Origin of the sequence: Curtobacterium ammoniigenes NBRC 101786, from assembly GCF_001571045.1 — a bacterium.
Taxonomy (GTDB): domain Bacteria; phylum Actinomycetota; class Actinomycetes; order Actinomycetales; family Microbacteriaceae; genus Curtobacterium; species Curtobacterium ammoniigenes.
In genome coordinates this window covers 124,729-144,819 of record NZ_BCSV01000005.1, presented here as the reverse complement: position 1 = coordinate 144,819, position 20,091 = coordinate 124,729, and the positions used below count along the sequence as shown (strand labels likewise).

Below are 20,091 nucleotides of genomic sequence, written 5' to 3'. Positions count from 1 at the left end.
GACAGCGCCGTCAGGCGCCGGCGAGGTCGTCCTCCATCGACTGCTGCCGATAGAGCGTGGCGTATACGCCGTCGAATCCGATCAGGGCATCGTGCGTCCCTTGCTCGACGATGCGGCCGTGCTCGAGCACGAAGATCACATCCGCAGCGCGAATCGTGGACAGTCGGTGGGCGATCGCAATGGTCGTCCGCCCACGGGAGGCGGTGTCCAGCGCCTGCTGCACGACCCGTTCCGAGATGGAGTCGAGCGCGCTGGTCGCCTCGTCGAGGATCAGTACCGGCGGGTCCTTCAGGAGCACGCGCGCGATCGCGACTCGCTGCTTCTCGCCCCCGGACAGGCGGTAGCCACGCTCGCCGACCACGGTGTCGTAGCCGTCGGGGAACGATGCGATGGTGTCGTGGATGTTTGCTGCACGAGCCGCGCGCTCGAGGTCCGCGTCGGTCGCATCGGGCTTGGCGTAGCGCAGGTTCTCGGCGATGGTGGCGTGGAAGAGGTAGGTCTCCTGGCTGACGATCCCGATATGGCGGATGAGATCGTCTTGGGCGAGGTCGCGAACGTCGGCGCCGGCGAACCGGACGGTTCCAGCGGTCGCCTCATAGAGCCGGGGAACGAGGTAGGAGACGGTGGTCTTGCCGGCGCCGGAAGGCCCGACGAATGCGGCGAACTGTCCGGGCTCGAGTGCGAACGACACCGCGTCGAGGGTCGGTCGATCGAGGTCACTGTCCGGGTACGAGAAGGACACCTCTTCGAACGCGACCGCGCCGATCCGGGTCTCGTCGACCGGCCGGACCGTCGGTCGGTCGGTGATCGCCGGCCGGAGGTCGAGGTACTCGAACACCCGGGCGAAGAGCGCCGCCGAGGTCTGCAGGTCCAGCACCACGCGCAGCAGCCCGACCGTGGGGAACAGCAACCGTGACTGCACCGTGGTGAACGCGACGATCGTGCCGGCAGTAATCGGCACGCCGCCCGTGATGAGGTAGGCGGCGACGACGTAGATGATCGCCGGAATGATCGACAGGAAGATCTGCACGATCGCGAAGAACCACTGGCCGGACATCTGCAGCTGCACCTGCAGACGGATCTGGTTCCGGTTCTCGACCCCGAATCGGTGGGTCTCGCTCTGCTGCTGGTTGAAGCTCTTGGCGAGCAGGATCCCGGAGACGCTCAGGGCCTCCTGCGTGATCGCGGTCATGTCCGACAGCGACTCCTGCGTCTCTGCGGCGATGCGGGCGCGGATCCGTCCGACGCGCCGCTGTGCGATCACGAGGATCGGCAGCAGAACGACGGCGACGATCGTCATCTGCCAACTCAGCAGGATCATGGCCACGACCGCCGCGATGACGGTCACCGTGTTCCCGAGCACTGACGAGATCGTGTTGTTCAGCACGCTCGCAACGCCGCCGACGTCGTTCTGGAGGCGCGACTGGATGACTCCCGTCTTCGTCCGCGTGAAGAACGCGAGTTCCATGCGCTGCAGATGGCCGAAGAGACGCATGCGCATCGAGCCCATCACCCGGTTGCCGACGGTCGCGGTCAGGTAGGTCTGCCAGACGCCGATGCCCGCCGACAGGATCCAGAGGCCGATCATGCCGCCCACGAGTGCGAACAGGACCGGGAAATCCGGATGCCCTGACCTCGGGAAGAGCCCCTGGTCGAAGGCGCGCTGCGTGAGCAGCGGAGGGATCACCGTCAGCGCGGCCCCGATGAGCACGAGCACGACCGTCAGGACGATCGCGCGGCGATGCGGGGCGAACAGCTCGACGATCCGGCGGAACAGATGCGGAATGGTCGGAGCCTGCGCGTTCGCGGCTCGTTGCGCTTCCGGGTCGCCGCTCGAGATGCGCCCGCGCATGCCGCCACCCATGCCGCCGCGCATGCCGCCGCCAGAGACGACCGAATCCATCCTGCTCACTTCGAACAGCGTAATCCGGACGGACGACGAAGGCCGCCGCCCCGGATGGGGCAGCGGCCTTCGCGCGGTGTGGAGGAGACTACGCGAGCGTGACGGTCGCGCCGGCGCCCTCAAGCGCCTCCTTGGCCTTGTCGGCCGTCTCCTTGTTGACGCCCTCGAGCACCTTCGCGGGTGCACCGTCAACGAGCGCCTTGGCCTCGCCGAGGCCGAGCGACGTGAGTCCGCGGACCTCCTTGATGACCTGGATCTTCTTGTCGCCGGCCGACTCGAGGACGACGTCGAACTCCGTCTTCTCCTCGACCTCTTCAGCGGCGGCACCGGCCGGGGCGCCGGCAGCGGCGACCGCAACCGGAGCGGCAGCGGTGACCTCGAAGACCTCTTCGAACTTCTTCACGAACTCGCTGAGCTCGATGAGCGTGAGCTCCTTGAACGCGTCGATGAGCTCGTCCTGCGTGAGCTTCGCCATTGTGTACTCCTAGTGATGACTACGTGATGTGGGGGGTGATGTTCCGCTCGCCCGGTCAGGCTGCGGACTCCTGCTTCTCGCGAAGCGCGTCCACGGTGCGGACGGCCTGCGAGAGGGGTGCGTTGAACAGGTACGCAGCACCGAACAGCGAGGCCTTGAAGGCGCCGGCAAGCTTGCCGAGCAGCACTTCGCGGGACTCGAGGTCGGCGAGCTTGTCCACCTCGGTCGCGGAGAGGGGGTTACCGTCGAAGTAACCGCCCTTGACCACGAGCTGGGGGTTCGCCTTGGCGAATGCACGCAGGGCCTTCGCGACGGCGACAGTGTCACCGTGCACGAATGCCATCGCGGACGGTCCGGCAAGCTCGTCGTCGAACGACGAGATACCGGCCTCGTTGGCCGCGATCTTGGTCAGCGTGTTCTTCACCACGGCGTACGTGGCGTGCTCACGAATCTCGTTGCGGAGCTGCTTGAGCTGCGCAACCGTGAGCCCGCGGTACTCGGTCAGCAGAACGGCGTTCGAGTTGCGGAAATTGTCCGCAAGCTCGGCGACCGCGGCTTCCTTGTTCGCCATGGCTCTCCTTGGGGGTCGTGTGCCGGTAGCCCCAGGATCTTCATCACGGCGGCACGGCGTGCGCGCCCAAGAAAAAAGCCCCGACGCGCAGACGCTCGGAGCAGGCCCCACGATGGGTGGAGCAGTTCGAAACACCTGCGCAGGCATTCTCTTGATGGAGAACCTTCGACCGACGTGCACTGCATCGAAACGAGTTCCGGGCAGGAACGCCGGTAACCGGCGGTCTTTGGCTCCGATGAGGGTATCAGGCGGTCGCCGGGTCGGCAAACCGCTCGAGTTCGCCGGGAGGCTGTTCGGCACCGGCATCGATCACCCGGGTGACGGCGCCTGGTCCAGCCACGTCGTCGCGGTCGTCAGCGGCCTTCGGGAGCCGCACCGTGAACACCGTGTCGCCCGGCACGCTCGACACCGCGACCGAGCCGCCGTGGGCCTGGACGACGGCGTCGACGATCGCGAGTCCGAGTCCCGTCGACCCGGCCGTCCGCGACCGCGACGAGTCACCGCGCGCAAACCGTTCGAACAACTGCGGGAGAAATTCGGGATCGATCCCCTGACCGGTGTCGCGCACCGTCAGGTCCACGGTGTCGCCACGGTCCGTCAGACCGACCGTGATCATCGTCCCGTCGGGCGTGTGCGTGCGCGCGTTCGTGACGAGGTTCACGATCACCTGATGGAGTCGCGCCGCGTCCCCGACCACCTCGACGGGCTCGTCGGGAACGTCGACCTCGATCGGATGATCGGGGCTGGCCGCGTGCGCGTCATTGACCGCGTCGAGGACCAGACCGGTCAGATCGACGTCATCGAGGACGAGATCGCGACCCTCGTCGAGCCGCGCGAGCAGCAGGAGATCCTCGACGAGCGCGGTCATCCGGATCGATTCGGACTCGACGCGTGCGAGGGCGTACACGACATCGTCCGGAAGGTCGGCCTGCATCCGCCGGGTCAACTCCGCGTACCCGCGGATGGAGGCCAGCGGGGTGCGAAGCTCATGGGAGGCATCCGCCACGAACTGCCGGACCTTGCGCTCTGAGCGTTCCCGCGCCTGCAGCGCACTGCCGATGTGCCCGAGCATGCGGTTGAACGCTGTGCCGACCCGGCCGACCTCGGTACGTGGGTCGGTGTCCGGCACACGAATGTCCGCCAGGTTCCCCGTCCGCTCGAGCGGCAACCGAGCAACCGAGGATGCCGTCTCGGCGACACGCTCGAGCGGTCGAAGGGATCGCCGCACGGTGTAGGCCGCGACGACCGACGCGGCGACCAGGGCGGCCCCCATTACGACGACGACGGTCCAGACGAGCTTCCAGACGCTCGAGTACACCGAGGACATCGGGAGCCCGACGACGAGGACCGCATTGCCGACGGTCGTCGCTGCGACCCGATAGTCGCCGATCCCGCCACCGAGCGTGACCGTCTCCGATCCACCGTTGACCGTCACCCGACCGAGCGCCTGCGCCTGCGCATCGGTGAGCGTCGCGAGGGAGCCGTTGTCTTGGATGATCGTTCCGACCACCCGGTTGCCGTCGAGGAAGTAGGCGGTGAGCGTCCCCGCTGCCTGCCCGGCCGGGTGTGCGAGGTCGTTCCCGGGTGGGCCATACCCCTCCCCGCGGTCGAGAAAGTGCTGCGCGCGCATGGTCGCCGAGTGCAACTGGTTGTCGATCGAGGACGTCTGGATCGTCGCGAGCGCGATGATGCTGCCCGTACCGATGACTGCGCTCACCGCGACGACGAGCGCCACGATGCTGAGCACGAGGCGGCGGCGAAGCGTCATGGGTGGAGCTTTCGGTGGAATTGCCGGAGGCGCGGGGCGAGTCGGACGGACGACGCGCCTCCCGTCACGGGGATCAGGATGTCGGCTTGATCACGTAGCCGACGCCCCGCACGGTGTGGATCATCGGTTCGGCACCCGCGTCGATCTTCTTGCGCAGGTAGGAGATGTAGATCTCGACGACGCTCGACTTGCCTCCGAAGTCGTACGACCAGACGCGATCGAGGATCTGCGACTTCGACAGCACACGACGTGGGTTCCGCATCAGGAATCGGAGGAGCTCGAATTCCGTGGCCGTGAGCTCGATCGGACGTCCAGCGCGCGATACCTCGTACGACTCCTCGTCGAGCACGAGATCGCCGACCACGATTCGGGAGTCGCCGCTCTCCGCGACGGAGATCTGCGAGCGACGGATGAGCCCCCGGAGCCGGGCGACGACCTCCTCCAGGGAGAACGGCTTCGTGACGTAATCGTCGCCGCCAGCGGTGAGTCCGGTGACGCGGTCCTCCACGCTGTCCTTCGCGGTCAGGAACAGCACCGGGGTGTCGTTCCCGTTCTGACGGAGCCGGCCGAGCACCTGCAGCCCGTCGAGATCGGGCATCATGACGTCGAGCACCATGGCGTCCGGCTTGAACTCGCGCGCCCTCGTCAGCGCCTCCTGACCGCCGTTCGCGCTCTGGACCTCCCAGCCTTCGTAGCGCAGCGCCATCGAGAGCAGATCGGTCAGGCTCGACTCGTCGTCGACGACGAGGATGCGCAACGGCGAGCCGTCCGCGCGAGTGAGACGGGGGGCGGTGGTCGGCTGGGAGATCGTCACCCTTCCGAGTATCGAGGGTTTCCTATGAGCCATCCGTGAAGCAACACAGCCCATCCTGTGGATCGATTGAATCGCGTCTGCACGCCAACAGTGGGGGCGCACGCACTATAGGGACACGAGCCACCGGATCGCGACACCCGCGCGGCTGGACGCTTATGGCGCACATAGCAGCGCGCAACGTCCGGCATAGCGGCGCTTCCTACCGTCGGCCTCTCCACCCGCCGAACGGAGGAGCCGCGTGTTTCCCACCTACCTGCGACGAGAGCTCGTCAATCGCAAACGTCAGACCGTCATCATCGCCATTGGGATGGCGCTCGCCATCGCCCTTGTCATCGTCGTCTCCTCGATTGCAAGCGGCGTCAAAGCGGCCCAGGCAAGCGTCCTGCAATCCGTGTACGGCGTCGGGACGGACATCACCGTCACCAAGACTCCTACGGCGAGCGCCAACGGAGGTCGACCGAACTTCTCATTCGGGCCCGGATCCGCAGCAACGCCCGGTGGCTCGAGTACGTCCGGCACGAGCGGCGGATCCGGAAGCACCACCACGCTGAACCAATCCCACCTGTCGGTCGCTCGTGGCAGCGCGACGATGTCCGCCTCGGATGTCGCAACCGTCACGCGCACGTCGGGCGTGGCTGACGCGACCGGCGTCCTGCAGCTCGAGAACGTGTCGTTCAGCGGCACCGTCACCCAGCAGCAGTCCGGAAGCAGCACCGGGACCGGTACCACGGGCGGCGCGCAATCCGGGGGCACCGGAGGCTCCACCTCCGCTGGCAGCAGCGGCACCAGTGGTCGCACCGGCGGCTTCGGCGGGTTCGGCGGCGGCAACTTCAGCGTCGATCAGACGACGGTCGAGGGGGTCCCGGTGACCGGGACGATCGTCGGACCGTTGACGAGCACGGCGAGCACGAGCGGTCGATCGTTCACATCCGCCGACAGCGGGAAGGACGTCGCGGTGCTCGATTCGAGCTACGCGAAGACCGCGTCCAAGAAGGTGGGCGACACGATCACGCTCGGTGGTTCGACGTTCACCGTGATCGGGATCGTCGCATCGACCGACTCGTCGTCGACCACGGCATCGAACGTCTACATTCCGCTCGACACCGCACAGAAGCTGTCGAGTGAGACCGGCAAGGTCACGACGATCTATGTCGCTGCGTCCTCGTCGGCGAATGTCGACACCATCAAGTCCGCGCTGGAGCGGAAGCTCTCCGGGACCACGGTGTCGACCGAGGCGGATCTTGCATCGAGCGTGTCCGGCTCGCTCGGGACCGCATCGGCGCTGGTGTCGAGCCTTGGAACCTGGCTGTCCATCGCGGTCCTCGCCGCGGCGTTCCTCATCGCGATCCTCTTCACGATCTCGGGGGTCACCCGACGCACCCGCGAGTTCGGCACGCTGAAGGCGATCGGATGGTCGAACGCCCGGATCACCCGCCAGGTCGCCGGCGAGTCGATCGTCCAGGGGATCATCGGCGGGTTCATCGGCGTCCTCGTCGGCGTCGGCGCTGTCGTCGTCATCAACCTGATCCGACCGACGATCTCCGCAGCTGCATCGGCGTCGCGCGGTGGAGCCACCGGCGGCGGACCCGGGGCCGCACCCTCGGGCGCGCCGGGCGCGGGCGGCGCAGGCGGATTCTCCGGCGCCGGCGCATTCGGCGCAGCGCGTCGCGCCGCCGCCGCAACGAGCGACGTGGTCCTCCACGCCCCGCTCACGGTCGACATCATCCTCGTCGCGATCGCGCTCGCCATCCTCGGTGGGGTGCTCGCCGGGGTACTCGGCGGTTGGCGCGCGTCCCGACTGCGCCCCGCAGAGGCCCTCCGGAGCGTCGCGTGACCGGCCGGACCATCGCCTCGATCGACCACACCACGCACGACACCGCAACCAGCCCAGAAGGAGCGACCATGACCACTACGGGAAGCATCGCGGTCCGCGACGGCGACGCCCGCCCCGCCGGCACCGCCTATCGACTGAGCGGCGTCACGAAGACCTATCGTCAGAAGAACCGGACGGTCACCGCGCTCGCCGGCGTCGATCTCGTGATTCCGGATGGACAGATGGTTGCGGTGCAGGGGCCGACTGGTGGAGGCAAGTCGACCCTCCTGCAGATGCTCGGCGCGTTGGACAGACCGACCAGCGGGTCCGTCGAGTTCGGCGGACACGACCTGGCTCGCCTCGGCGACCGGGCGTTGACCGAACTGCGCGCCGCCGCCATCGGATTCGTCTTCCAGAGCTTCAATCTCATTCCGACGCTGACCGCGCTCGAGAACGTGCAGTCGGCGTTCGCGGGCAGCGCTGCAAACGCGCCGGTCAGCGAGCTCCGTGAACGTGCCGCGACGGCCCTCGAGGACGTGGGGCTCGGCGATCGCCTCGACCATCTGCCCACCGAGCTCTCCGGCGGCCAGCAGCAGCGCGTCGCGATCGCCCGCGCCCTCGTCAAGGATCCGGCGGTTCTCCTCGCCGACGAGCCGACCGGCGCCTTGGATGAGACGACTCGCGACGAGATCATCGACCTCATCGAGGGAGTCTGGTCTGCCCGTGGCATCACGGTCATCGTCGTGACGCACGACTCATGGGTCGCGCGGAGGGCCGAGCGGCGCCTCCATATCAAGCAGGGTCAAGTTCGGGACATGCAGTGACACGCCGTCAGACGGGATAGTCGACGAACGCGAACCAGCGCGACGACGGCGACCACGGCGGCACGTTGATCGTCCCTTGCCCGCCGTGGAGGCGCGCCAGCACGGCGGGCTCGCCCGCAGCCTCCTGACCGGCCGCCACCGAGCCCGGCAGCATCCGCAGCTCGACCGGACGATCCTCCGGGTGGCCCTGCGTTCCGGGCGGGTACGACAGGTAGAGCAGCCACTCGCCGTCGGGTGAGACGTGCGGGAACCAGTTGACACGCTCGTCGTCGGTGATTCGGAACGGCGCGACAGCGTGCGCGTCCTGCCGCTGGCCGGCGCCGATCGCGTCGTGACCAGAACCGCGCCGGACGGAATCCATCCGTACGCCGACGAGCTCCGCGCTCCCCGGGCTGAAGCGCTCGGAGTTGAACAGCAGCGCTCCGCCGTCCGGGGTGAACGCACATCCGTCATCCGGGTATTCGTCCCGCGTGATGAACGTGGTCGCGCCGTTCGACGGATCGACGAGCGCCACGTCGGTCGTCCACGAGCCGTCCTCGGCGAGCTCGCCGACGATCGCAGCGAGCAGCGAACCGTCCGGCGCGATCCCATGCAGGTAATACTTGCGCCGGATCGGAAGCACCGACGCCGCGTCGGTGATCCGCGTGACCGCTTGTTCGTCGCTGCCGCCGGGGAGCGCGACTCGATAGAGCTCGCCGTCGCGCGCTGACACGACGACCGAGGATCGCGTGGGATCCAACACGTGATCGTTGTTGATCTCCGGCACGCCCGCCATCGGCACCCGCTGGAGCGCCGCCGCGTCGAGCACGAGACCCGGCTCCTCCGGGACCGTCAGGAGAACGAGATCACCGTCGCCGTTGAGCACGAGCGTGCGCTCGTCGAGGACGTTCGGCGCCTCGACGAGCACCGTGTCGCTCTCGAACACGACACGACTCGTCCCCGCAACGATGTCGAAGACGTGCACCCGGCTCGTCTGCCCGGGGCGGAGCTGCCTTCCCCGCGGCTCGGTCATTCGGTGAGCGTCGCCGCTGCCGGGTCCCAGCCGTCCGGGAGAACGTCGCTCGGCGTGACCGTGCTCGTCACCGCGATCGCCTCGCCGCGGTCCGCGGCCTCCGCGATGGAGACCATGATGTCGAGCACATGGAACGCGAGCTCACCGGGAACGCGCTCCGGGACGTCCGCACGGATCGCGCGAGCGAGTTCGACCACACCGGTTCCGCGCGAGTACGTCGACCCCACCGCGGGGATCGTCTCCGGGCCCTCCTGGCCGAATGTCCACAGCGTGCTGTCGCCATCGAAGTTGTTCGGATCGGGGAACACGACGGTCCCCTGCTCACCCTCGATCTCGACGAACCCGGCGCGCGGCTGCGCGGACTCGAACGAGAAGATCGACTGCGCGCTCCCCCCGTTCTCGAACTCGATCAGTGCCGAGTAGTGCGTCGGCACCTCGACCGGGAACTCGGTGCCCGCCTTCGGGCCGGACCCGATCGTCCGGGTGGCGCGCGCCTTCGAGGCGGTCGCGCTGACCTTCGCGACGGGGCCGAACGCCTGCACGAGCGTGGTCAGGTAGTACGGGCCGATGTCGAACAACGGTCCCCCGCCGACGGCGAAGAGGAACTCAGGGCTCGGGTGCCATGACTCCGGCCCGGGGCTCTGCATGATCGTGAGGGCATTGAGCGGCCGCCCGATCCGGCCGTCTCGAATTGTCCGGAGCCCGGTCTGCAGGCCCGCGCCGAGGAACGTGTCGGGGGCGACACAGACGCGCTTGCCCGCGGCTGCCGCCGCAGCGAGGAGGGCACGGCCGGACTCGCGGTCGAGCGCGAACGGCTTCTCCCCCCACACGTGCTTGCCGGCCTGCACGGCACGCGTCGCAACGTCGACGTGCGCGGCGGGAATGGTGAGGTTCACCACGATCTCGATCTCATCGTGGGCGAGGAGCTCCTCGACGGTGCCGGACTCGGGCACCCCCCACTTCTCTGCCTGCGCGGCAGCACGAGGGAGATCGATGTCCGCGATGAAGACGACACGGACATCCGGAAACACGGTGAGGTTCGACAGGTACTGATCCGAGATCACTCCGGCACCGATCACGCCCACGCCGACCGGGCCGGTACGGGTCACGTCGGTGGTGCGCTGCTGGGAGGCTGTGGTTGCGTCGGTCATGCGGAAACCTTCTGAAGGAATGAATACGAGTCGGTGAGGGCTTGGAACACGTCGCCGTCGTGGTCATCGAGTTCGACGACCCGCTGCGCCTGGGGGGCCGCGTCGAGAATGGCCTGGATCGGCATCGAACCGGAGCCAACGGCGGTCTGCTCCGTGTCGACCTTCGTCTTGGGACCGTCTTTCACGTGGAGGAACTGCACGCGGTCGCCGAGTCGCCCGAGGATCGCGGGGGCGGACTCGCCACCGACCTCGCACCAGTAGGTGTCGAGTTCGAGGACGACCGCGTCGGAGAGCGCATTCGCGAACACCTCGAGCGCCGGGGCGCCGTCGATGCGATTTTCCAGTTCGAACGCGTGGTTGTGGTAGCCGATAGCGAGTCCCCGATCGGCGGCGCGCGCGGCGATCGCGGACAGCTCGTGGGCGATCGCTTCGACGTCGTCGCGCGTCGTCCAGCGGGCGTCGTCGATGTGCGGGTCGATGAGCGTCTGGACACCGAGCACGAGCGACGCATCGATGATCTGGTCGACGTCCTGACCGAGCAGACGCGCGTGACCACTCGGCGCGGTGAGGCCCGCGGCGGCGAGCGCGTCCCGGTACTCGGGGACGCGGTCGACATACCCGAACAGTTCGACGTTGGTGAACCCGATGTCCGCCACTCGGCGAAGAGCACCGGGTAGGTCGTCGGCGATCGCATGGCGGACGGTGTACAGCTGCACGGAAAGCGGTTTGGGCACCGAGCGGACTCCTCCTCGAGTGGCCGGCCGAGAGCGGGTTCGCGACGAGCGGGCCGACAGGCTGCGCGCGCGGGAGCGACCGGGCGAGCGCCACACTACGAGCACTTCTGCCGATCGTCAAGCAAAAGCACAGGCAACCTCGTCTGACTTCCTTGCTCATGCCGTCACATCTGTGCTTCACTTCCGCTCATGGCCGAGGGAATGCGCTCAGGGGGAATCCCCGCGGTCGGCACGAGCGAGCTCTTCCAGATCCTGCGCGACGGCGTTCCGCGGACACGCGCGGAACTGGCAGCCATGACCGGACTCGCTCGATCCACCGTTGGCGTCCGGCTCGACACCCTGACCGAGATCGGCCTCGTGGGCGCAGCGGAGACCGCCGTATCGACGGGCGGTCGGCCGCCCGTGCAAGTCGCGCTCCTGCCGCAGGCGCGTCTCATCGCCGCCGCCGATATCGGTGCCTCGCACGCCCGCGTCGCCATGACCGACCTCTCCGGTAGCCCACTCGCCGCCGCCGACGCCCGGCTCGACATCGCGGACGGTCCCGAACGGGTCCTCACCTGGCTCGTCGGCGCGATCGACGGCATGCTCGCGGACATCGATCGAACGCGCGCCGACATCGCTGCGGTTGGCATCGGACTTCCCGGTCCGGTCGAGTTCTCGACGGGTCGGCCCGCGAACCCGCCCATCATGCCGGGATGGGACGGGTTCGACGTGCCGGCGTGGCTGCGCGCGCACATCCCCGCTCACGTGCTCGTCGACAACGACGTGAACATCGCGGCGCTCGGCGAACGGGAACATGGGTGGCCGGACGTGGACCACCTGCTGTTCGTCAAAGTGGCGACCGGCATCGGTTCCGGCATCGTCTCGGAGGGGCGCCTCCAGCGAGGCGCGCAGGGCACCGCTGGTGACATCGGCCACGTTCGCGTCGCCAGCGCCGGTGACACTCCGTGCCGATGCGGAAACACGGGCTGCCTGGAGGCTGTCGCGTCAGCACCCGCGATCGCACGCGCCCTGCGAGCAGCCGGCCACGACGTCGCGTCGAGCGACGACGTGATCGCGCTTGTGGCGCGCGGCGACATCGATGCGATCGGCGCCGTCCGGCAAGCGGGTCGGATGATCGGCGAGGTCCTCGCGACATGCGTCTCGCTGATCAATCCGTCGGTCATCGCGGTGGGGGGGTCCGTCACGCGAGCGGGTGAGCACCTGCTCGCCGGGGTGCGGGAAGTCGTCTATGCCCGCTCGATGCCGCTCGCGACCGAGCACCTGATCATCGCCCAGTCCCGCGCCGGGGCGGGCGCCGCCCTGGCCGGTGCCGCGGCGCTCGCGATCGACTATGCGCTCTCACCTGCCGGTGTCGATGAGATGGTCGCGACACTTGAGGATCGCCGTCTCGTCGTCCGCTGATCGCGGCTCGGTGGGCGAGAATGAGAGGCATGTCGCTCGTCCAACCCACTCTCGATCTGTGGGAGGACGACGACCGAAGCGTCGATCATGACCGGTTCACGGTCCTCCGGACGCACACGGAGCGCATCGTCGCGGATAGCGCGGACCGCGTCGCCTGGCTTCGTGCTCGGGCCGCCGGGATCACGGCAACCGATGTCGCTCGGCTTGCATCGCTTCGCGGCGTGGAGGCCGTGGTCGCCGAGAAGCGCTTCGGCAGCCGCTTTTCCGGCAATCCGTTCACCGAGCACGGCCGGGAACGCGAACCCGTGATCGCCGCGTGGGTCGCCGCCACCCACGGCATCACCCCGTCGAGCGCGCTGTTTCATGCAGCGACCAACCGCGCACACCTCGCAACGCCCGACGGTGTGGGATTCGACGCCGACGGGCGCGTCGTGCTCGCTGAGATCAAGACCACCTCGACCGATTGGCGTGCGGTCCCGCGGCACTACCTGCGTCAGATCTGGTGGCAGCAATACGTCGTCGGTGCCGAACGGACACTGTTCGTGTGGGAACGGCACGAAGACTTCGTGCCGGTCGCCGACGAGCCCCGGTGCCGGTGGATCGACCGCGATGACAGCCAGATAGCCGCGCTCATCGGACTCGCAGACCTGGTGCTCGAACGACTTCGTACGTCGCGCACGCGCTGATCTGGTTGGAAGCGATCAGGCGCGCCCAATTCGGACAAGCCGAACCCGTGAGAGCGCGATGACGAAGAGGCCCATCACGGCGATGAAGAGCGCGATTCCGAGGCAGTACAGCGCAACGAACCCGTACCCGAGCTTGGGATTCAAGAAGGGGTATGGCACCCAGCCGTCGGTCGCACCGCGAATGAGGATGACGACGAGCCAGACAGCCGGATAGATCAGGATCAGCCACACCTGGCGCGCCACCATGCGGGCTCGGTCCGAGAACAGGATCCAGTCGAGGACCGCATAGACCGGGATCCACTTGTGCAGGATGTCATTCGACCAGGGCACGGTGAACGAGTTGTCAAGCGTCGCGTGCACGAGCAACGTGTTGTACACGAGTCCGGTTGTCGCGATGTACACCGTTGCTGCTCCGCGGAGAACGGTCCACCGCTCGGCGCGCCGGCCGCGTCGGGCCGCGGAGACGATGGTCACCGCGAACGCCACTGCCACGATGATGTTCGACTGGATGGTGAAGTAGCCGAAGAAGTTCCAGAACACGAAGTTCGGCGCTTCCAGGCTGCGCACGAACTGCGCGACGATCGCAGCCACGACCGCAACGACCGCCAAGAGGCGCAGGGACAGAACGAGAGATCGCACGATATGCACCGTATCGGATATCGGGCAAAGGCGGGAGTGGTGAGCGGCACGACCGTCCCGAGACGCCGAACGGGCCCGCCTCCGGAGAGACGGGCCCGTCGTGTGGATCAGATGATCAGATCGAGGTCACGTCGAGCGGGATACCGGGGCCGAACGTCGTCGACACCGAACCCTTCGTGATGTAGCGACCCTTCGCGGCGCTCGGCTTGAGGCGCACGATCTCGTCGAGCGCTGCGCCGATGTTCTCGCCGAGCTGCTCCGGAGTGAACGAGGCCTTGCCGACGACGAAGTGGATGTTCGCGTGCTTGTCGACGCGGAACTCGATCTTCCCGCCCTTGATGTCGGACACGGCCTGGGCCACGTTCGGCGTCACGGTCCCGGTCTTCGGGTTCGGCATGAGCCCGCGCGGCCCGAGCACGCGGCCGAGACGACCCACCTTGCCCATGAGCTCCGGCGTCGAAACGGCCGAGTCGAACGCGGTGTACCCGCCGGCGACCTTCTCGATGAGCTCGTCGCCACCGACCTCGTCAGCACCGGCGGCGATGGCAGCCTCAGCGGCAGCACCGGTCGCGAACACGATGACCCGGGCGGATTTCCCGGTGCCGTGCGGGAGGATGACGGTGCCGCGCACCATCTGGTCTGCCTTGCGCGGGTCGACACCGAGCTTCAGCGCGACCTCAACGGTCGAGTCGAACTTCGCTGAGCCGGTCTCCTTCGCGAGCGCGACGGCTTCAGTGGGGGTGTACAGCTTGTCGGCCGTGATCTTCGCGGCCGCGGCCTGATAGGCCTTGGACTTCTTCGCCATGGTTGCTCTCCTTGCGAGATCCGTGGTTGGCGAGCCGGCGAGGCTCTCCCACGGTGGGGTCAATGGTGGTCTGCTCAGGCCTCGACGGTGATGCCCATGGAACGGGCGGTGCCGGCGATGATCTTCGCCGCTGCGTCGATGTCGTTCGCGTTGAGGTCGGCCTGCTTGGTCTCCGCGATCTGACGGACCTGGTCCATCGTGATCTTCGCGACCTTCACCGTGTGCGGCGTCGACGAGCCCTTGGGCACACCCGCCGCCTTCTTGATGAGCTCGGCCGCCGGCGGCGTCTTCAGGACGAACGTGAACGAGCGGTCCTCGTACACAGTGATCTCGACGGGGATCACGTTGCCGCGCTGGGACTCCGTCGCAGCGTTGTACGCCTTGCAGAACTCCATGATGTTGACGCCGTGCTGACCCAGCGCCGGACCGATCGGCGGGGCGGGGTTCGCCGCGCCGGCCTGGATCTGCAGCTTGATCAGACCCGTGACCTTCTTCTTCGGTGCCATGACTTGCTTCTCCTTTGATGTCGAACGCGCAGAGCCTGCGCACTCTCCCGCCGACTCGGACGTTCCGAGCCGCGGTGACGACCTGGCGCCCAGAGGCGCGGGGTCAAACCTGATGAGTCTACTAGAGCTTCGTGACCTGGTCGAAGCTCAGTTCCACCGGCGTCTCGCGCTCAAACAACGAGACGAGGACCGTGAGCTTGCCGCTCTCCGGCTTGATCTCCGAGATCGACCCCGGAAGGCCGGCGAACGAGCCCTCCTTGATCGTGATCGTCTCACCGATCTCGAAGTCGACCTCGGCGGGCGCGGCCGCCTTCGCCTGGGCGCCGCCCTTCGCGCCACCCTTCGTCGGCGCGGCCTCCGCCACCTGAACGAGCGACTTCAGCATGTTGAACGCCTCGTCGAAGCGGAGCGGGGTCGGGTTGTGCGCGTTGCCGACGAACCCCGTGACGCCCGGCGTGTGTCGCACGACCGACCATGAGTCTTCGTTGAGATCCATCCGCACGAGCACGTATCCCGGGATGCGCACGCGTGTCACGAGCTTGCGCTGCCCGTTCTTGATCTCGACGACGTCCTCCATCGGGACCTCGACCTGGTAGATGTAGTCCTCCATCGACATCGACACCATGCGGTTCTCGATGTTCGACTTCACGCGACGCTCGAAGCCCGCGTAGGAGTGGATCACGTACCACTTGCCCGGCTTCATCCGCAGCTCGGCCTTGAACGCGTCGTAGGGGTCGACCTCGGCCTGCTCTTCGTCGTCGAGCGCGTCGGCGGCCTCTTCGGCGGCGATGTCGGCGCTGGCCCCGGCGGCGTCGCCCGCGGCCTCGGCGTCCTCGACGTCGGCCTCTTCCTCGTCCTCGACAGCCTCGACTGCGGCCTCCGCCTCGTCGACGGAGTCGACATCGAGTGCGTCGTCCACGACCGCGTCGGCCTCTGGGTCGGCGGACTCGCGGAGGGCCTCGAGCGCGTCGTCGAGACCACCCGTCAGGCCGAGTTCCGCATCGTTCTCGTCCTCGACGGTGATTGCGCGCTCCTCGGCGGACTCGACGGAGCGCTCCTCCGCCGTCTCGACGTCGCCTTCCTGGTTCTCTTCGACTTCAGAGGACTGCTCTGCAGCAGTCGCGAGGTCGATGTCGTCGCGCGGGTTGTCAGCCACTGTGTCGGTACTTTCCGTTCGGTGTGCAGATCTCGATGAATGGACGGCCATGCGCCGTCCGGAACCGGAGCAACGGTAGGCGCCGCCGGTTGGAGCTGGCTCAGGAGCCGGTGCCGTTGCCGAAGAGGTAGGCCACACCGGTTCCGAACGCGAGGTCGAGCACCGACACGAGCACCATCATCACGACGACGAAGACGAGGACGACAAGCGTGTAGCTGCCGAGTTCACGCCGCGTGGGCGTGACGACCTTCCGCAGTTCGCCGATCACCTGCCGGATGAAGAGGGCGATCGCAGCGATGGGACCACGGCGGCGCGCGCGGTCGTCGCGCGCTCGGGTGACGACATCGTCGGCCGTCGTCTCCACGTCTTTCCTCGCCAAAATCTCAACCCTTCCGAAGTGCAGGGCGGACAGGACTCGAACCTGCAACCTGCGGTTTTGGAGACCGCTGCTCTACCAATTGAGCCACCGCCCTTCAGACGGGCAATCCCGTCCGGGTGTGGAGACCAGAGACGCCTACTGAGCAGGCCGTCAACCCGGCTGCTGGTCATCCGTTCGCAAGAACTGCCGACGACGTGGCGCACGAGATCCTGGTGGACTCCAACCACCGGCAGCAAGTGTACGGGAGGTCTCGCAGCGGTGTCCACTCGGCCCCGGTTAGGCTGGCCGCGTGAGCACCGACGCCCAGTCCACCGAGCACCCCACCCGCCCCCGGATCGCCCGACGTATCGGCGCGATCGCCGAGTCCGCCACGCTCAAAGTGGACAGCAAGGCGAAGGCGCTCAAGGCCGCTGGTCGTCCCGTGATCTCGTTCGCCGCGGGCGAGCCCGACTTCGCAACGCCCGACCATGTCGTCGAGGCTGCCGTCGCCGCCGCGCGTGACCCACGCAACCATCGCTACACACCCGCCGCGGGCCTCCCCGAGCTGAAAGAGGCGATCGCGGAGAAAACGCGACGCGTCGCGGGCGCCGACGTGAGCGCCTCCCAGGTGATCGTCACGAACGGCGGCAAGCAGGCCGTCTACGAGGCGTTTGCGACGATCGTCGACGACGGCGACGAGGTGCTGCTGCCAGCGCCGTACTGGACGACCTACCCCGAGGCGATCCGACTCGCCGGCGGCACCCCGGTCGAGGTGTTCGCCGGAAGCGACCAGGGCTACCTCGTGACCGTCGACCAGCTGGAGGCGGCGCGCACCCCACGCACGAAGGCGCTGCTCTTCTGCTCCCCCTCGAACCCCACCGGGGCTGTCTACTCAGCGGCGCAGACGCGCGCCATCGGCGAGTGGGCGCTGGAGCACGGCATCTGGGTGATCAGCGATGAGATCTACCAGGACCTCGTCTACGACGGCGTCAGCGCGCCCGGGATCACCGGTGTCGTTCCCGCGCTTGCCGACACGGCCATCCTGGTGAACGGCGTCGCGAAGACCTACGCCATGACGGGATGGCGGGTCGGGTGGCTCATCGGGCCGGCGGACGCGGTGAAGGCCGCATCGAACCTCCAGTCCCACCTGTCGTCGAACGTCGCGAACGTCTCGCAGCGAGCCGCGATCGCAGCGCTCACCGGCCCGCAGGAGCCCGTGACCGCGATGCGAGACGCCTTCGACCGACGTCGTCGCGCCATCGTCGCCGGGCTGAACGCGATCCCGGGCTTCCGGACCCCGACGCCGCAAGGCGCCTTCTACGTGTATCCCGACGTCTCCGAACTGCTCGGCAAGGAGTGGGGAGGCGTTGTGCCGACCACCACGCTCGAACTCGCCGACCTCATCCTCGATCAGGCCGAGGTCGCGGTGGTCCCCGGTGAGGCGTTCGGACCGAGCGGCTACCTCCGGTTCTCGTATGCGCTGGGGGACGACGACATCGCCGAAGGTGTTGCGCGCCTCCAGCGACTCTTCCGGTAAGGGCGCGCGCGGCGCTCAGACCTCGAACGCACCGACCGCGACCGGCTCGGGCACGAGCGAGACCCCGAAGCGGGCGAATACCCGCGCCTGGATGTACCGCGCGAGCTCGGCAATCTCCTCCGCCGTGGCGCCCCCTCGGTTCGTGAGCGCGAGCGTGTGCTTCGTCGACACTGCCGCACGAGAGCCGGGAAGCGCGTAGCCCCGCGGGACCCCCGCCTGCTCGATCAGCCACGCCGCGCTCAGTTTCACGCGCGCGGGCTCGTCCTGCACGGGCCACCTCGGGGCGTCGAACGGCACCGTCTCCGCAAACGCCGTCGAGACGATCGGATTCGTGAAGAACGAACCCGCGCTCCACGTGTCCGCGTCGTCACGGTCGAGCACCATCCCCTTGGACGCTCGGAGGCGCAACACCGTCTCGCGGACCGCAGCGGCATCGGCCGCAGTGCCGAGCTCGACGTGCAGCGCGGAGGCCAGTTGCGCGTACCGGACCGGCACGAGCCCACCGTTGCGACCGAGCAGGAACTCGACAGCCAGCACGATGCCTGCTCGCCCACGCTTCAGCGCGCTCGTGCGATAGCCGAAGCCGAGATCGTCCGCTCCTATCCACTCCCGCGCACCCGTGGTCGCATCGAGGAAGTCGATGCCGGTGAGCACGTCGGCGATCTCCGTGCCATACGCCCCGATGTTCTGCACGGGTGCAGCCCCGACCGTGCCGGGGATCCCGCTCAACGGTTCGAGGCCGGACCATCCGCGCTCGAGTGCGGTCGCGACGAGCGCGTCCCAGGACACCCCTGCCGCGACACGCACGCGCACGCTCGTAGCGGACTCCTCGAGCACGTCGATCCCGGCGCTGCGAACAAGCAGCACCGTGGCGTCGATCCCCGAGTCGGCGACGAGGACGTTGCTGCCGCCACCGAGGACGAACCAGGGCTCGTCGTCAGCCCACACATCGAGCGCGGCTGCAACCAGGTCGTCCGTCGATGCGCAGGTGACGAGGCGACGGGCCGGACCGCCGACGCGGAACGACGTGAGCGCTGCGAGATCGGTCACCGGAACGCGACGCGGACCTGGGCCTTGCCGAGCACCGTCTGGGCGGCGGCGCGCACGGTCAGGTCGATGCGCGACGGCACCCCGGACTCGTCGACCTGCCCGACCGTCGCCACCACGGAGATGACCGCACCGTCGACCGGGTCGACGACGACGGGGCGCGTGAATCGAACGCCGTATTCGACGACCCAGCCACGATCCTCCAGCCAGTCGACGACCGGCTGGACCGCGATGCCCATCGTCAGCATGCCGTGCGCCAGCACGCCGGGCAGGCCGACGCCTGCAGCGACATCGTCGCGGTAGTGGATCGGGTTGAAATCGCCGGAGGCGCCCGCATAGCGCACGAGGCTGTCGCGCGAGATCGGGTACTCACGCTCGGCGATCACGTCGCCCACCGAGTGCGCCAGGGTCTGGGAGGGGGTCGTCATGCGTCAGCTCCATCCTCGTCGCCGCGGACCACCAGCGTCGATGTCGCAGTCACCACATGCGCGCCGCCCGCGTCGACCACAGCGGTCTCGGCGCTCACCATGGCGTTTCCGCCAAGCGTCTTCACGCTCGTGACCGTGAGGGTCGCGGTCAGCTCGTCGCCGGCGACGATCGGTCGGTCGTAGACGAACTTCTGCTCGCCGTGAACGACGCGCGAGAAGTCGATTCCGGCGTCGGGGTCCGCGAGGAGTTGGGCGAGCGTCGCCTCTTGCACGACGACCGCGAACGTCGGAGGTGCGACAACGTCGTCGTATCCGGCGGCGCGTGCAGCGTCGGGGTCGGTGTGCACGGGGTTCGTCGCGATGACGGCCCGGGCGAACTCGCGGACCTTCTCGCGACCGACCAGATAAGGCGGAGCCGGAGGGAACGTTCTGCCGACAAGCTCAGGATTCACGGACACCC

21 protein-coding genes and 1 tRNA gene are annotated in these 20,091 nt (G+C 68.0%); 5 read left to right on the top strand and 17 right to left on the bottom strand.

Going from position 1 to position 20,091, the window contains the following annotated elements:
* Positions 1–10 precede the first annotated feature (10 nt).
* From CAM01S_RS11845 to CAM01S_RS11825, 5 genes are all read right to left on the bottom strand, one after another.
* Positions 11–1,903 (bottom strand): ABC transporter ATP-binding protein, encoded by a 1,893-nt coding sequence (locus CAM01S_RS11845; protein ID WP_066521808.1) that lies wholly within the window; start codon positions 1,901–1,903, stop codon positions 11–13.
* 88 nt (positions 1,904–1,991) lie between these two features.
* Positions 1,992–2,378 (bottom strand): 50S ribosomal protein L7/L12, encoded by a 387-nt coding sequence (rplL, locus tag CAM01S_RS11840; protein WP_066521800.1) that lies wholly within the window; start codon positions 2,376–2,378, stop codon positions 1,992–1,994.
* A gap of 55 nt (positions 2,379–2,433) precedes the next feature.
* Complete coding sequence (gene rplJ / locus CAM01S_RS11835) at positions 2,434–2,949, bottom strand: 50S ribosomal protein L10 (RefSeq protein ID WP_066521796.1); 516 nt, start codon at positions 2,947–2,949, stop codon at positions 2,434–2,436.
* A gap of 244 nt (positions 2,950–3,193) precedes the next feature.
* Positions 3,194–4,717 carry a sensor histidine kinase gene (locus CAM01S_RS11830; RefSeq protein WP_066521793.1) on the bottom strand — a complete coding sequence of 508 codons (1,524 nt, stop codon included), beginning with the start codon at positions 4,715–4,717 and terminating at the stop codon, positions 3,194–3,196.
* A 73-nt stretch (positions 4,718–4,790) separates the two neighbouring features.
* The gene (locus tag CAM01S_RS11825; RefSeq protein ID WP_066521789.1) at positions 4,791–5,564 is read right to left on the bottom strand and encodes a response regulator transcription factor; all 774 of its coding nucleotides are present in this window, start codon (positions 5,562–5,564) and stop codon (positions 4,791–4,793) included.
* Positions 5,565–5,769: 205 nt separating this feature from the next.
* Here CAM01S_RS11825 and CAM01S_RS11820 point away from each other — a divergent pair, with 205 nt between their 5' ends.
* A complete protein-coding gene (locus tag CAM01S_RS11820; RefSeq protein ID WP_066521787.1) occupies positions 5,770–7,365 on the top strand; it encodes an ABC transporter permease in 1,596 nt (531 codons plus the stop codon).
* Between the two features lie 68 nt (positions 7,366–7,433).
* On the top strand, positions 7,434–8,168 hold the full coding sequence (locus CAM01S_RS11815) for an ABC transporter ATP-binding protein (RefSeq protein WP_066522260.1): 735 nt from the start codon (positions 7,434–7,436) through the stop codon (positions 8,166–8,168).
* A 7-nt stretch (positions 8,169–8,175) separates the two neighbouring features.
* Here CAM01S_RS11815 and CAM01S_RS11810 read toward each other — a convergent pair whose 3' ends face one another.
* Genes CAM01S_RS11810 through CAM01S_RS11800 form a run of 3 tightly spaced genes read right to left on the bottom strand, consistent with a single transcriptional unit; the run spans position 8,176 to position 11,065 of the window.
* On the bottom strand, positions 8,176–9,180 hold the full coding sequence (locus CAM01S_RS11810) for a TolB family protein (RefSeq protein ID WP_083528001.1): 1,005 nt from the start codon (positions 9,178–9,180) through the stop codon (positions 8,176–8,178).
* Positions 9,177–10,331, bottom strand: a complete 1,155-nt coding sequence (locus tag CAM01S_RS11805) for a Gfo/Idh/MocA family protein (RefSeq protein WP_066521779.1) — start codon at positions 10,329–10,331, stop codon at positions 9,177–9,179. The genes CAM01S_RS11810 and CAM01S_RS11805 overlap by 4 nt, the downstream gene beginning before the upstream one ends.
* The gene (locus tag CAM01S_RS11800; protein WP_157071550.1) at positions 10,328–11,065 is read right to left on the bottom strand and encodes a sugar phosphate isomerase/epimerase family protein; all 738 of its coding nucleotides are present in this window, start codon (positions 11,063–11,065) and stop codon (positions 10,328–10,330) included. Before CAM01S_RS11800 ends, CAM01S_RS11805 begins: the two co-directional genes overlap by 4 nt.
* 189 nt (positions 11,066–11,254) lie before the next feature.
* On the opposite strand from CAM01S_RS11800, the gene CAM01S_RS11795 reads away from it, so the two are divergent.
* Both CAM01S_RS11795 and CAM01S_RS11790 read left to right on the top strand, forming a co-directional pair.
* Positions 11,255–12,469, top strand: a complete 1,215-nt coding sequence (locus tag CAM01S_RS11795) for an ROK family transcriptional regulator (RefSeq protein WP_083528000.1) — start codon at positions 11,255–11,257, stop codon at positions 12,467–12,469.
* A 29-nt stretch (positions 12,470–12,498) separates the two neighbouring features.
* Positions 12,499–13,155, top strand: coding sequence for a YqaJ viral recombinase family protein (locus CAM01S_RS11790; RefSeq protein ID WP_066521756.1), 657 nt, complete (start codon positions 12,499–12,501; stop codon positions 13,153–13,155).
* A gap of 15 nt (positions 13,156–13,170) precedes the next feature.
* Here the strand turns inward: CAM01S_RS11790 and CAM01S_RS11785 are convergent, their stop codons facing one another.
* The 6 genes from CAM01S_RS11785 to CAM01S_RS11760 all read right to left on the bottom strand — a co-directional run bounded on the left by CAM01S_RS11785 (position 13,171) and on the right by CAM01S_RS11760 (position 16,734).
* Complete coding sequence (locus CAM01S_RS11785) at positions 13,171–13,794, bottom strand: Pr6Pr family membrane protein (RefSeq protein ID WP_169795871.1); 624 nt, start codon at positions 13,792–13,794, stop codon at positions 13,171–13,173.
* A gap of 115 nt (positions 13,795–13,909) precedes the next feature.
* Positions 13,910–14,599, bottom strand: a complete 690-nt coding sequence (gene rplA / locus CAM01S_RS11780) for a 50S ribosomal protein L1 (RefSeq protein WP_066521744.1) — start codon at positions 14,597–14,599, stop codon at positions 13,910–13,912.
* 74 nt (positions 14,600–14,673) lie between these two features.
* Positions 14,674–15,105: a 50S ribosomal protein L11 gene (rplK, locus tag CAM01S_RS11775; RefSeq protein WP_066521741.1), complete on the bottom strand. Its 432-nt coding sequence runs from the start codon at positions 15,103–15,105 to the stop codon at positions 14,674–14,676.
* A 121-nt stretch (positions 15,106–15,226) separates the two neighbouring features.
* Positions 15,227–16,261 (bottom strand): transcription termination/antitermination protein NusG, encoded by a 1,035-nt coding sequence (gene nusG, locus CAM01S_RS11770; RefSeq protein WP_066521737.1) that lies wholly within the window; start codon positions 16,259–16,261, stop codon positions 15,227–15,229.
* A gap of 100 nt (positions 16,262–16,361) precedes the next feature.
* Entirely contained in the window at positions 16,362–16,625 is a 264-nt protein-coding gene (secE, locus tag CAM01S_RS11765) for a preprotein translocase subunit SecE (RefSeq protein ID WP_245631633.1), read from the bottom strand.
* 36 nt (positions 16,626–16,661) lie between these two features.
* Positions 16,662–16,734 (bottom strand) — tRNA-Trp (locus CAM01S_RS11760).
* Positions 16,735–16,929: 195 nt separating this feature from the next.
* Between CAM01S_RS11760 and CAM01S_RS11755 the strand changes: the two genes are divergently transcribed.
* The gene (locus tag CAM01S_RS11755) at positions 16,930–18,156 is read left to right on the top strand and encodes a pyridoxal phosphate-dependent aminotransferase (protein WP_066521728.1); all 1,227 of its coding nucleotides are present in this window, start codon (positions 16,930–16,932) and stop codon (positions 18,154–18,156) included.
* A gap of 15 nt (positions 18,157–18,171) precedes the next feature.
* On the opposite strand, the gene CAM01S_RS11750 is transcribed toward CAM01S_RS11755, so the two are convergent.
* From CAM01S_RS11750 to CAM01S_RS11740, 3 genes are read right to left on the bottom strand one after another with little or no spacing between them, the layout of a single operon-like run.
* Entirely contained in the window at positions 18,172–19,206 is a 1,035-nt protein-coding gene (locus tag CAM01S_RS11750; RefSeq protein WP_066521723.1) for a UDP-N-acetylmuramate dehydrogenase, read from the bottom strand.
* A complete protein-coding gene (locus CAM01S_RS11745) occupies positions 19,203–19,631 on the bottom strand; it encodes a MaoC/PaaZ C-terminal domain-containing protein (protein WP_066521715.1) in 429 nt (142 codons plus the stop codon). Before CAM01S_RS11745 ends, CAM01S_RS11750 begins: the two co-directional genes overlap by 4 nt.
* Positions 19,628–20,089, bottom strand: a complete 462-nt coding sequence (locus CAM01S_RS11740) for a MaoC family dehydratase N-terminal domain-containing protein (RefSeq protein WP_066521709.1) — start codon at positions 20,087–20,089, stop codon at positions 19,628–19,630. Before CAM01S_RS11740 ends, CAM01S_RS11745 begins: the two co-directional genes overlap by 4 nt.
* Positions 20,090–20,091 lie beyond the last annotated feature (2 nt).